This is a genomic window from Idiomarina ramblicola (assembly GCF_003987255.1).
Lineage (GTDB): Bacteria > Pseudomonadota > Gammaproteobacteria > Enterobacterales > Alteromonadaceae > Idiomarina > Idiomarina ramblicola.
Genome location: NZ_PIQC01000001.1, coordinates 119,052 through 132,548 on the forward strand (window position 1 = coordinate 119,052; position 13,497 = coordinate 132,548).

At 45.3% G+C, this 13,497-nt stretch carries 7 protein-coding genes and 1 tRNA gene; 7 read left to right on the top strand and 1 reads right to left on the bottom strand.

The features are described from left to right. Nucleotides 1–6: 6 nt before the first annotated feature. The 6 genes from nhaC to CWI78_RS00650 all read left to right on the top strand — a co-directional run bounded on the left by nhaC (nt 7) and on the right by CWI78_RS00650 (nt 10,989). Complete coding sequence (gene nhaC / locus CWI78_RS00625; protein ID WP_126779252.1) at nt 7–1,461, top strand: Na+/H+ antiporter NhaC; 1,455 nt, start codon at nt 7–9, stop codon at nt 1,459–1,461. Between the two features lie 18 nt (nt 1,462–1,479). Continuing rightward, nucleotides 1,480–4,071, top strand: coding sequence for an aminopeptidase N (gene pepN, locus CWI78_RS00630; RefSeq protein WP_126779254.1), 2,592 nt, complete (start codon nt 1,480–1,482; stop codon nt 4,069–4,071). A gap of 23 nt (nt 4,072–4,094) precedes the next feature. Then, entirely contained in the window at nt 4,095–4,322 is a 228-nt protein-coding gene (locus CWI78_RS00635) for a DUF2835 domain-containing protein (RefSeq protein WP_126779256.1), read from the top strand. Nucleotides 4,323–4,518: 196 nt separating this feature from the next. Next, on the top strand, nt 4,519–9,366 hold the full coding sequence (locus CWI78_RS00640; protein ID WP_126779257.1) for an NAD-glutamate dehydrogenase: 4,848 nt from the start codon (nt 4,519–4,521) through the stop codon (nt 9,364–9,366). Next, nucleotides 9,366–10,370: a quinone-dependent dihydroorotate dehydrogenase gene (gene pyrD / locus CWI78_RS00645; protein ID WP_126779258.1), complete on the top strand. Its 1,005-nt coding sequence runs from the start codon at nt 9,366–9,368 to the stop codon at nt 10,368–10,370. Before CWI78_RS00640 ends, pyrD begins: the two co-directional genes overlap by 1 nt. Before the next feature lie 64 nt (nt 10,371–10,434). Further along, complete coding sequence (locus CWI78_RS00650) at nt 10,435–10,989, top strand: cell division protein ZapC domain-containing protein (RefSeq protein ID WP_126779260.1); 555 nt, start codon at nt 10,435–10,437, stop codon at nt 10,987–10,989. Between the two features lie 111 nt (nt 10,990–11,100). On the opposite strand, the gene CWI78_RS00655 is transcribed toward CWI78_RS00650, so the two are convergent. Beyond that, nucleotides 11,101–11,177, bottom strand: a tRNA-Met gene (locus tag CWI78_RS00655). A 203-nt stretch (nt 11,178–11,380) separates the two neighbouring features. Here CWI78_RS00655 and rlmKL point away from each other — a divergent pair. Next, nucleotides 11,381–13,495 (top strand): bifunctional 23S rRNA (guanine(2069)-N(7))-methyltransferase RlmK/23S rRNA (guanine(2445)-N(2))-methyltransferase RlmL, encoded by a 2,115-nt coding sequence (gene rlmKL, locus CWI78_RS00660; RefSeq protein WP_126779262.1) that lies wholly within the window; start codon nt 11,381–11,383, stop codon nt 13,493–13,495. The last annotated feature ends 2 nt before the right edge of the window (nt 13,496–13,497 follow it).

Consider the following 13,497-nt stretch of genomic DNA (forward strand, 5'->3'; position numbering starts at 1 on the left):
TAATTAATGAGTCACAAAACAAAAGCACCCAGTTTATTACAGGCGCTCATCCCTTTACTTGCGCTGATTGCGATGTTGTCTTCATCGGTTTATTTGTTCGGAGAGGATTCTTCTTACGGGCCTAATCAAATAGCCTTGTTGGTAGCAGCCGGTATTGCCGTCATTATCGGTTTTCGAAATGGTTTTAGCTGGCAACAAATAGAAGAGGGTATCACCGAAGGCATTTCCGTTGCTCTTGGAGCGATGTTGATTATTCTCGCTGTTGGCTCATTAATTGGTACCTGGCTGTTGTCGGGGACCGTTCCCACACTTATTTATTTTGGCCTCGAATTATTGAATCCAAGTCTATTTTACGCTGCAAGCTGCATTATTTGTGGCGTGGTTGCACTGTCTATCGGCAGCTCGTGGACAACCGCCGCGACTATTGGTGTGGCTTTAATGGGCGTAGCGTCCGGAATGGGGTTAGAACCGGGTATAGCGGCGGGTGCGATTGTATCCGGTGCCTACTTCGGCGATAAAATGTCACCACTGTCCGACACCACCAACTTAGCGCCGGCCGTTTCCGGAACGGAATTGTTTGCTCATATTCGCTATATGGGCTACACCGCAGGACCGGCGTTTGTGATTTCAGTTGTGTTGTTCTTAATTTTAGGCCTTAATGCCGACACTAACGTCAGTTTACAGCGTCTTGAACTTATGCAGGAGCAACTGCAAGCAACCTTTAATATCGGCTGGGAAATGCTAGTGCCATTGGCGATATTGCTCTATTTGGCGGCCACCCGTAAACCGGCTTTACCGACGGTATTCTTCGGTGCATTACTGGGTGGTATCTGGGCGCTTATATTCCAGCCTGAAATGATCAGTCAAATTGCCGGTGAGCAAGGCTGGGTGCCAGCGATTAAAGTCGTTTGGCTGGCTTTGTCTGACGGCGTTTCGGTTAGTACTGGTAGTGCCAATTTGGACTCTCTGCTAAGTGGCGGCGGAATGGTTTCAATGTTAAATACCGTCTGGCTTATTCTGAGTGCGATGACGTTTGGCGCTATCATGGAAAAGGTTGGCTTGTTGGAGCGCTTCATCCGCGGCATGCTAAAATCAGCTAAAAGTGTGGGCTCGCTGATTACTGGCACCATTTTTACTTGTTTTGGAGCCAACGTTTTAACCGCGGACCAATACATGGCGATTGTTCTGCCCGGGCGTATGTTTAAAGAAGAGTATGAAAAACGTAATCTGGACCCCAGAGTACTGTCCCGTACGCTGGAAGACAGCGGCACCATTACCTCCGCGCTGATCCCATGGAACACCTGTGGTGCTTATATGTTCTCAGTACTTGCAGTAAGCCCATTTGAGTACGGTATTTATGCGTTCTTTAACTACCTGACACCGCTTATTGCCATTGTATTTGCTTACACAGGCTGGACAATACTGTATCTAAATCCTAAAGAAGAAGCTGCTAAGGCTTAATCAAGACAGAAGGAAGCTATGACTCAATTACCAAAGGCGAAATATCGTAAAGATTACCAAGCACCTGAATTCACGATAACGGATGTCGATTTAACCTTTGATCTTCATCCGACAGAAACTCGGGTAAAGAGCGTCTTAAAAGTTGTACGGCAAGGCGAACATGAAAAGCCTTTGGTACTTGATGGTGAACAGTTAACGTTACTGAGCATTAAAGTTAATGGGGAAGAGGTTGCTGAAGACTTATATCAGCATGATGAACAAAACCTTACTCTCAAAACTTCTCTCAATTCGTTTACCCTGGAAATTGAAAACAGTGTGAATCCAACCGCTAATGAAGCGTTGGAAGGACTTTACCTGGCGGAAGATACCTTCTGTACACAATGCGAGGCAGAGGGTTTTCGTCGAATAACCTATTATCTTGACCGCCCGGATGTTTTAGCCAAATTCACCACCACCGTTATTGCCGATAAGAGTGACTTTCCTTACCTCCTATCAAATGGTAACCGAATCAAAAACCTTGAACTTGAAAATGGCAAACATTTGGCTACCTGGCAGGACCCTTTTCCTAAGCCTTGTTACTTGTTCGCTCTCGTTGCCGGCGACTTTGATGTGTTGCGTGATGAGTTTACCACTCGCGAAGGGCGCAGTGTTGATTTAGAGCTATTTGTTGATAAAGGCAACCTCGATCGGGCGGACCACGCTATGTTATCGCTTAAAAATGCGATGAAGTGGGACGAAGAACGTTTTGATCTGGTTTACGACCTGGATATCTACATGGTCGTAGCTGTCGACTTCTTCAACATGGGCGCGATGGAAAATAAAGGCCTGAATGTATTTAACGCAAAGTATGTACTAGCGAATCCGAAAACGGCAACAGATCAGGATTTTCTCAACGTTGAATCTGTTATTGGGCATGAGTACTTCCACAACTGGACCGGCAACCGGGTCACCTGTCGAGACTGGTTTCAACTGAGCTTAAAAGAAGGGCTAACAGTATTTCGAGATCAAGAGTTCAGTTCTGATTTAGGCTCTCGTGCCGTTAACCGAATTCAGGATGTTAGGGTTATTCGCAGTCACCAATTTACTGAAGACTCAGGCCCAATGGCGCATCCCATTAGACCAGACAAAGTGGTTCAGATGAACAACTTTTATACGGTAACGGTCTATAACAAGGGCGCTGAAGTAATTCGTATGATTCATACCTTGCTAGGTGAAGCTGGCTTTCAAAAAGGTATGAAGCTTTATTTTGAGCGCCATGACGGCAACGCCGTTACCTGTGAAGATTTTGTCAAAGCCATGGAAGATGCTAACGACCAAGATTTTAGTGTTTTTCGTAACTGGTACTCGCAGGCAGGAACACCGGTTGTGACAGTTGACGAGTCGTACGATGAAAAAGAGAAGCGACTGACATTGGTATTAAAGCAATCAACCGCTTCAACACCAGGGCAAGAAGAAAAGGCCCCGTTTCATATTCCCGTTAAATGGTCAGCGTACAGCCAACAGGGGCAACGATTGTCATTAGGCCATGATGACGTCCTGCATTTGCAAGACGCTGAAGCAACTTTTACTTTTGATAACGTGCCTGAGAAGCCTATTTTGTCCTTGTTTGACAACTTTTCAGCCCCAGTAAAAGTAAAACGGTCGTTAACGGGCGACGAGCTAAGAGTATTGCTTGCTCATAGTGACGATGACTTTAGCCGCTGGGATGCTGCCCAGTCTCTATTTACGCGCATTATAGAAAAAGCCATTGCGAACGAAGGTGATGCGGAATTATCGGAAGAAACGGTTCAAGCTTGCCAAAATTTACTTCGCGCCAATACCGATCCAGCACTTAAAGCGCTGGCATTAACTTTACCGACTGCATCAACTATCGCTGACGGTTATAAAATCATTCCGGTTGAAGCAATTAATACTCAGTTGAAATTGTTAAAACTGAAATTGGCTGAGGCGTTACAAGATGATTTCAAAAATCTTCTGGATGCTTGTGTATCGAGCAAAGCTTATCAGTTAAATGGTGAGGATATAGCTAAGCGTCAATTGAAGCAGGTTTGCCTGAGTTACTTAGCTGAGCTTGGCGACAAGACTTCCAGTGACCTGAAACAGCAATTTGAGTTGGCCGACAACTTAACGGATCAGCTTGGTGCTTTACAGGCCAGCGTCTGGGCGAATAACGCGGTGGCTGCACCGTTGTTAACTCAGTTTGAGGAACAATGGCGCGGTGAAAAACTGGTGATGGACAAATGGTTCAGTACTCAGGCGCTTGCTAATAATGATAAAACGGTTGAACGAATTAAGAAATTAATGACGCATTCGGATTTTTCAATGAAAAACCCCAATCGTATTTATTCACTGTTAGCGGCATTTACTCAGAATCAACCGCAATTCCACCGAGCTGATGGAGCAGGGTACGAGTTGATTGGCGAGATAATCCAGCAGTTAAATGACAGTAACCCGCAGGTTGCTTCACGGCTACTATCTGCTTTTGTTAGTTGGCGCCGATATGACGAAAATCGTCAGCGCTTAATGCGAGAACAGCTTGAGTCTTTACGCCGGCTGCCCAATTTAGCCAGTGATTTATTTGAAAAAGTAGAAAGTTGTCTAACTGAATAATTATTTAAAGGTATAACGCAACGGTGACCATCGAGTATGTTTTTGGCCTGAGCATGAGCTATCAAGAGTATTGTGATGTGTATTACAGCAAAGGCTATCAACAAGTCGTTGTAACGACGGATAACGGCACGCGGGTTGCACTTCCCGCGGGTCGCTTAATCCCTTTTATTGACAGTCAGGGCATTCATGGGCGCTTTGTTTTACAAGTTGATCATCAGCAAAAATTTGTGGGGCTAAAACGACTGCCATAGAGTCCATTCAATTAATCCTAATAGTTATTTTGTCTTACCAGCCATATCTGGTCTAAACACCTGTTTTTAGCGCGAATAAGCGTTGAAACCCCAGTCTAAATGTTCGACAATAACATCAATCATATATTCTCTGGCCGTGGGCCGCATTTGGGCTTGCCTACGACGTTTCACCAACAACCTCAAGGACTCTGTAATTATGTCGTTGGTCGATAGTCAATCTCCGGTTTTACTGGAAAAAGTCGTTGAATTGATAAATAAAAAAGTTCCTTCCTCTCAAGCGCATCTAGTAGCAGATTTTGCCAAGCGCCTATATCGTAATATTGCCAGTGATGACTTAACCAACCGCCACGACAGTGACATGTATGGTGCGGTTTTGGGCTTGTGGCACAGCTTTAATGAGTACAAGTCCGGCGATCAAGCGTTAATAAAAGTCTATAACCCGGAAGTTCCAACCGACGGCTGGGAGTCACCGCATACCATTATTGAAATTATTCAAAGTGACATGCCGTTCATGGTTGATTCTGTCCGTATGGCACTAGCTCGTCTTGGAATCACGTCGCATTTGCTTTTGCACATGCCGCTAAGCCATAAAAGAGATAAAAAAGGTCAAGTCACAGAGCTGCAGAAACCGGGTACCCGTAATGACGATAACTACGTCGACACCGTTTTTCTTATAGAGATAGATCGCCAGACCAGTAAAAAAGAAATTAAAGCGTTAAAAAGTGAATTAGTTTCGGTCATGGAAGAAATCAGTCTTGCTGTGGAAGACTGGCAGCCGATGCGTAAACGTTTGCAGACGGTTTCAGAGCAACTGAATCACGATTATTATCCGGGCACCAAGAAAGAGAAGAAAGAAATACAGCAGTTTTTGCAATGGCTGGCCAACGATAACTTTACTTTAACTGGGTATCGTTCTTACGAGTTAACGCCGGTAAAAGGCGACTATGAGCTCAAACAGGTAAAAGATTCCAGCCTTGGCCTAATGAAGAATTCGGTTAGCGATAAAGGACGTTTAGTTTCGAGCCTACCAGAAGATGCCCGGGAAATTACTCACAACGATCGTTTATTGTTGTTAACTAAGACAAACTCCAAATCCCGAGTGCATCGTCCAGCTTATTCAGATTACATTGGCGTCAAACGTTTTGATGAAAACGGGGAAGTGGTAGGTGAGGACCGCTTTATCGGTTTGTACTCAGCTAATTTCTATAACAACAGTGCACGTGATATTCCCCTCGTTAGCGAAAAAATATCACGAGTCTTGGATATGTCAGGCTTTGCGCCTCAGTCTCACGCAGCCAAAGCATTGCTGAATATTTTAGAAACTTACCCTCGTGACGAAATTGTACAAGCAGAAGAAGACGACTTATTGACCGTCGGCCTCGGCGTTTTGCAAATGCAAGAGCGTGATATGACTCGGGCTTTTTTGCGCCGTGATATTTTCGGCCGCTTTATGTCGTGCATGGTTTACGTGCCTAAAGAACGCTACAACACTTTATTACGCCAAAGAACTCAAAGTGTTTTGGCACGCACGCTGAAAACTGAATATGACGTCGATTTTACCACTTATTTTTCAGAGTCCTCATTAGCGAGAACACATTACACCGTGCGTTTGAGCCAAGACCATCAGGATGTGAACGTGAATGAACTAGAACAGAATTTAATTGAAGCGGCCCGCACCTGGGAAGACAACTTTGAACGCATTTTGCAGTCAACTTTTGGCGAAGCAAATGCGACACGCTTAAATAAAAGATATTCAATGGCTTTTCCGAGAGCCTACAAAGAAGACGTTCTCCCATCCGTTGCTATTTCTGATATTAAGCAGCTGGAATCGTTAAATGACGAACATAAACTGGGGATGGTTTTATACCGTGCGCAGGAAGAAAAGGACGACAGCAAGCATCTGCACCTGAAGTTATTCCATAAGGATGAACCTATTCATCTGTCAGATGTATTGCCTATGTTGGAAAACTTCGGGTTGCGTGTCATTGGGGAAAGCCCGTACCAGATAAAAGCCGCAGATGGCGATATTTACTGGGTACTAGACTTCCACATGCTCCACACAGCAGGCTCGCTTAACCTGGAAGAGAGTCGTGAGACATTCCAGGAGGCTTTTGCCTTAGTCTGGAACGGTAAGCTGGAAGACGATGGCTTTAACCGACTCGTACTTGGCGCTGGGATGAACGGTCGTCAGGCAACGATTTTGCGTATGCTGGCAAAATACATGCGCCAAATAGGCACAACCTTCAGCCAAAGTTACATAGAAAGTACGTTCAGCAAGTATCCATTATTAGCAAAACTGGTTGTAAAAATGTTTTACAGCAAGTTTGAGCCGGGTACGAAAGGTGCTGAGAAGAAAATCGAAGCGCTTCATACCCGCATTAACACCGAACTGGATAACGTTGCTAACCTTGACGATGACCGGATTATTCGTCGTTACGTTGAACTGATTGATGCGGCATTACGCACCAACTTCTTCCAACAAGACGAACAAGGTAACGATAAACCTTATATTTCGGTTAAGTTCTTACCTGAGTTAGTACCGGAAATGCCGTTACCTCTGCCTAAGTTCGAGATCTTTGTCTATTCTCCTCGAGTAGAGGGTGTGCATCTTCGGGGCGGAAAAGTCGCTCGTGGTGGCCTGCGCTGGTCTGATCGTCGAGAAGACTTCCGTACTGAAGTCCTGGGCTTGGTAAAAGCACAGCAAGTGAAGAACACCGTTATTGTACCTGTGGGTGCCAAAGGCGGCTTTATTTGCAAAGCATTACCAGAAGACCGTGAAGGTATGATGAGCGAAGGTAAAGAGTGCTACAAAACCTTTATCCGCGCGCTGCTGGATATTACCGATAACATTGTTGAAGGTGAGGTTGTCCCACCTAAAGATGTGGTTCGCCACGACGAAGATGACTCATATTTAGTGGTTGCTGCAGATAAAGGTACCGCTACTTTCTCAGACATTGCCAACGGCATTTCAGCTGAGTACAACTTTTGGCTTGGTGATGCTTTCGCCTCAGGCGGTTCCGTTGGTTATGACCATAAGAAAATGGGTATCACTGCGCGTGGCGCTTGGGAATCTGTAAAGCGCCACTTCCGTGAAATGGGCATTGATTGTCAAACCACTGCTTTTACTTGTGTCGCTGTAGGGGACATGGGCGGTGATGTTTTTGGGAATGGTATGCTGTTATCAAAACACACCCGCTTGCAGGCGGCATTTAACCATTTACACATTTTTATTGACCCTGAGCCGAACGCGGCGAAGTCATGGGAAGAACGCGATCGCTTGTTTAAAATGCCCCGTTCAAGCTGGGACGACTACAATCGCGACTTAATTTCAAAAGGTGGTGGCATCTTCTCAAGAAGCGCTAAAGCTATTGAGTTAACGCCTGAAATTAAGAAAATGCTGGGCACCCAGAAGAAATCGATGACGCCTAACGAGCTGATAAAAGCCTGCTTAACGATGGAAGTTGATCTTATCTGGAACGGCGGTATCGGTACCTATGTTAAAGGTAAGGCTGAAACAGACAGTGATGTTGGCGATCGTGCTAACGATTCATTACGCGTAAATGGCCGAGATCTAAACGCTAAAATTATTGGTGAAGGCGGTAATTTAGGCTTTACTCAGTTAGGTCGTATTGAATTTGCCCAGAAGGGCGGGCGAGTCAACACAGATTTCGTCGACAACGTTGGCGGTGTCGACTGTTCGGATAATGAAGTTAATATCAAAATATTGCTCAATGGTTTGGTCAATAATGGCGATTTGACTAAGAAGCAACGCGATAAGCTGCTTTATGATATGACCGACGACGTTGCGAAAATTGTGCTTGATGACTGTAACAGACAAACGCAATCCATCTCAGTAACCGCATTGCGTGGCACAGACCAGGTTAAAGAATACCAGCGCTTCATTCATCATCTAGAGCGGGAACACGCATTAAATCGTCAGCTTGAGTTTTTACCTGATGATGACGAACTGGTTGAGCGGCAGGCAGCTAACCAGGGTCTGACACGCCCAGAATTAGCCACTATAACGGCTTATGGAAAAATGGTCTTGAAAGAGCAGCTGATTACGGATGAAATTACGGAAGATCCGTATCACATGCGCGAATTATTTGACTCTTTCCCTCAAGCGTTGCGTGAAAGCTTTGCGGATAGCATGACATCACATCCGCTAAAAGGTCAGATTATCGCTACTAAGTTGGCTAATAATATCGTTAACGATATGGGGCCGAACTTTGTCTTCCGTAAGCAAGAAGCTACCGGCGCATCGTATGCAGAAATAGCATCGGCTTATGTGGTCGCACGCGAATGCTTTAAAGTTGAAGAGCTATGGGAACAAATTGAAGCGTTGAATAACAAGGTTCCTGCAGAAGTTCAGAACGACGTGTTATTCCAGCTGCGGCGCATGGTTCGTCGGGCAACTCGGTGGTTCTTACGTCATCGCAACCCAGCGTTAAGTGGCGTGCAGGAACACCTGGATTTCTACATGGGTGCCTTCGATGACTTGCGTAAAAATAGCCTCAAATACATGATTGAAGAGGAAGCCAAAGTCATTGAAGAAACCATTGAGAAATATAAAGAACACGGCTTCCCGGCTAATCTTGCTAAACAGGTTGCCAGCCTGAGTACGGTGTTCTCTGCTATGGACTTAGCAGAAGTTGCTAATGAAACAGGGCAATCGTTTAAGACGGTGGGAACCTTGTACTTCCGCTTAGGCGCAGAAATAAATCTGCACTGGTTCTTAACTCAAATTAATAACCAACCTGTTGCAAATCACTGGCAGGCACTGGCACGAGCAGCCTTCCGGGAAGAGCTTGACTGGCAGCAGCGTTCGTTGACTCAGGTTGTTCTGCGTTCGACGCCGGATGTTAGCGACCCTGAGAAAATGATCAGCGAGTGGATAGAGCAAAACGAAGTGCTGTTATCTCGTTGGCAGCAAATGCTATCAGACTTCCGTACAACGAAGAGCCACGAGTTTGCTAAGTTCTCGGTTGCTTTGCGCGAGCTTATGCTGTTGAGCCACAACTGTGCACCTAAAGTGATCAGTTAATGTACAAACTTATAAAGCCATTTTTGTTCCGTCAGGATCCTGAGAAAACGCACGAGTTAATGCTCGGGATCCTGAGTAAATGGCATCGCACACCGTTGTCGCTGTTCTGGAAACAAAACGTAGCTAGCAAACCGGTTCGGGTTATGGGAATTGATTTCCCTAACCCGGTCGGTTTAGCCGCGGGTCTTGATAAAAACGCCGAGTGTATCGACGCATTTTCTCAGATGGGCTTTGGCTTTATCGAAGTTGGTACAGTGACACCTGTAGCTCAGCCGGGTAATGATAAACCGCGTTTATTCCGCCTGACCGAAGACGAAGCAATTATTAACCGCATGGGTTTTAATAACCATGGAGTTGATGAGCTTGTTAAGAATGTCAAAGCGTCTTCCTATGAAGGCGTTTTAGGCATTAATATTGGTAAAAATAAAAACACGCCGGAAGAGCAGGCCATTGATGACTATCTTGCGTGCCTGAGTAAGGTTTATCCTTATGCAGACTACGTAACGATTAACATTTCATCTCCTAATACTCCGGGTTTAAGAAACCTTCAGCATGGCTCCAGTCTTGATGGCTTATTGTCCAGCCTTAAAACGGCTCAGCTCACTTTGGCAAAAGAGCATGATCGCTATGTGCCGCTGGTGGTTAAAATAGCTCCGGATCTTGAGGATCATGAAGTGGAAGTTATGGCGCAATCATTATTAAAAAATGAAATGGACGGCGTAATAGCAACCAACACAACTTTGTCGCGTGACGGATTGCAAAGCAGTCAGGCGGGTGAAGCAGGGGGGCTAAGCGGTAAACCACTTCAGGATAAAAGTACTCGAGTGATAGAGCTGTTGTGTAAAGCTTTGCAAAGAAAAATACCGGTGATTGGCGTTGGTGGTATTGACTCAGTCGAGTCAGCAGAGGCCAAACTCAAGGCTGGAGCGAGCCTGGTGCAAGTTTACACTGGGTTTATCTATCAAGGCCCAGGGCTAATTCGCTCAATTGTTAATCACTTGTAATGGTTAAGTGACTTTAGTATCTTATCGCAAAGCTTAAATTCTTCTAATAATAAAGGCTAACATCGTGGAATCGGAATCCCATTGGTTATGGTTATTCAATACAGAAAACGGCAAGCTTAGCGTTAAACTAAGTGATACCGACGTATTTGATACGCCTTACAAACCGAGTCAGCTAGTCAATATTCACTTTAATGAACAAATGATGGATATTGAAGACGCGACAACTTTCCAAACCGTTAGTGAAACATTAGAGGCTTACCCTGCCGATAAAATGCCTTGCGCACCGCAAAATGCAGCTCTTAATGCAACTGCCTGGTGTCGCTTTGGTCGTCCTCAAATGCCGCAGAGTTGGCATTTTCAAAAGTCTGATATTAACGAATGGCCGATAGAGCGGCGTTTATGCGAATTGAACTCAGGTTTTGATCAGGGACTGTTCTTAATTCTTGATACAGATGATGAATTTGCGACTTGCTTGCTGTTAAGTGAGGGCATGCAGCTTTCAGCGATTAAATCGCTACGTCAGTATCATGTCATTAAAGTCACCTTGAACCGCTTGTTACCGGCAACTGTTGATTTAGCTTTGTCGGCTCAGTCTAACTGGGGACAACAACTGGCGTAATTACTTTAAGTTTAAAGCTTAAGATTTAAGTGTATTTCAGGCTTACTTGGGAATTTATTCAAAGAAAGAGTATTTAGCAGGAAGGTATTACTGAATTCTAATTCCGGACGTTGGTTGCGGGGGCAGGATTTGAACCTACGACCTTCGGGTTATGAGCCCGACGAGCTACCAGACTGCTCCACCCCGCGTCCGATTGAGAGCGCATAGTATAGTCATAATTCGTGCCGCGCAAGCTTTATTTAAACCAACCGCATAGTATTTATACAAATACGGTTTAACTGCTGTTTTATTAGTCATTCCTCTTTGTAATTCCCTTATTTCAGCTGGAATTACAGACAGCCACTGAGCTCTCCGTTATAATTGTCTCCTTAATTTTTTAGGCGAAGTTTCTATGTATCGTTTTTTTATTGCGTGCTCCAAAGGCCTTGAAGGGCTTTTGTTTGATGAGTTGCAAGAGTTCAATTTAAGTCATGTTAAGCAAACCCTTGCGGGCTGCTATATAGAGACTGATTTACAGCAAGCTTATACCGTGGCTATGTGGTCCAGGTTAGCAAGCCGTATGCTATTACAACTGGGTGAAAAGGACGTTTCCAGCCTGGATGAGATTAAACTGGCATTGACTCAATTCTCGTGGAGCAAGGTTTTCGATGCGAACAGAACCTTTGTGGTTGATTTTTCCGGCGGTAATGACGACATCCGCCATACCCAGTTTGGCGCACAGTTAGTAAAAGACTGTATTGTCGATAACTTTCGTAATAGCGGATTTGAACGCCCCAGTATCGATAAGCAGGACCCGGACATTCGTATTGCCGTGCGAGTCCATAAAGACAAGCTCACCTGGTCTTTAGACTTTACCGGTGATGGCATGCACAAAAGGGGATATCGCTTGCAGCAGGGCGAAGCACCGCTGCGGGAGACCTTAGCTGCCGCCATATTAGTCCGCGCAGGCATCAAAAACGAATTAGAAAAAGACAAGCCCGTTATTTTTGACCCATTTTGTGGCTCGGGTACCTTAGTCATTGAAGCTGCCATGATGGCAATGGACCACGCTCCAGGCTTGAGCCGGGCGCATTGGGGCTTCTTGTTTTGGCATGAACATTCGCCGCAATTATGGCACGACGTACTAGAGCAGGCAGAACAGCGTTTTAAGGAAGGGAAAAAGAACTTTAAAGGCCAATTGAAAGGCTCTGACAACAACCCGCACTTGGTGGCTAAAGCCAAAGATAACGCCAAACGTGTGTTATTAAATGACCTGGTAGAGTTTGAAGTTGCGGATGCGACAAGCTGTGAAGCACCGGCGGAAAGTGGCCTGTTAGTCTGTAACCCTCCCTACGGTGAACGTCTGGGTGAGGCCGTTGAAACTTTGCTGTTGTATCGTCGTTTTGGCCGTCAATTAAAAGACACTTTCCATAATTGGCATATAGCCGTACTGGCAGGAGACGAGCAGCTACTGAAACGTCTGAAACTGCGTAGTCATAAGAAGTACCCACTGTTAAACGGCGCAATTCCGGTTAACCTGGCGCTTTACGACTTAACTAAAGAGCAACCTGACTTCGCAGAAAGTCAAGCTGATGACCTTGTCAATAGGATTAAAAAGAATTATGCGAAATTAAGTAAGTGGGCAGACAAGGAAGGACTGGATTGCTGGCGTGTTTATGATGCCGACATTCCTGAGTACAACGCGGCTATCGATATTTACCAGGATTACGTGGTTGTACAGGAATATGCAGCGCCGAAGGACATTCCTGAAGGCGTTGCCAATGACCGTTTGTGGTTCATGCTGGAATCCTTGAGTTCTGCCTTACCGGTATCAGAAGATAAAATCATTTTGAAACGCCGCCAGCGCCAAAGCGGTAAGCAGCAATACGAAAAACAATCGCAGGACAGCACGGTGTTAACGGTTAATGAATACGGCGCCAAGTTTGAGGTGAATTTAACCGATTACCTTGATACCGGCTTATTTATGGACCACAGACTGGTGCGTAAAGAGTTACTGGATAAGTGTGAAGAATTGGATGTACTGAATTTATTCGCCTATACCTGTACGGCTTCGGTTCAGGCCGCCAGAGCCGGAGCCGCACGAGTGGTTTCTGTTGATATGTCGAAAACTTATCTGAAGTGGGGCGAGCGTAACTTTGCGTTAAACCGCTTACGAGGCGACTACCAGTTTATTCAGGCTGACTGCTTTAGCTGGATGCGGGAACAACGTGGCAAACAACTGTTTGACGTTATTTTCCTTGATCCGCCCACCTTTAGCAATTCCAAGCGGATGAGCGGAACCTTAGACATCCAGCGTGACCACGTTGGTTTGATAAAAACCGCGACGGGAATGTTGAAAGAGGATGGCGTGATTCTGTTCTCTAACAATAGAAAGAAATTCCGCATCGACACCGAAGGCCTGGATAAAGCCGGTCTTGAAGTGAATGATCAGACACAAGCCTCGATACCGGAGGACTTCAAACGTCATAAAGGTATTCATCATTATTATATTATTTCACGGGCGTAGTT

Excerpts from the sequence above, each read along its gene's own strand:
- pyrD (WP_126779258.1), top strand. The coding sequence starts at position 9,366 with ATGTACAAACTTATAAAGCCATTTTTGTTCCGTCAGGATCCTGAGAAA.
- nhaC (WP_126779252.1), top strand. The coding sequence starts at position 7 with ATGAGTCACAAAACAAAAGCACCCAGTTTATTACAGGCGCTCATCCCT.
- CWI78_RS00640 (WP_126779257.1), top strand. The coding sequence starts at position 4,519 with ATGTCGTTGGTCGATAGTCAATCTCCGGTTTTACTGGAAAAAGTCGTT.
- rlmKL (WP_126779262.1), top strand. The coding sequence starts at position 11,381 with ATGTATCGTTTTTTTATTGCGTGCTCCAAAGGCCTTGAAGGGCTTTTG.
- pepN (WP_126779254.1), top strand. The coding sequence starts at position 1,480 with ATGACTCAATTACCAAAGGCGAAATATCGTAAAGATTACCAAGCACCT.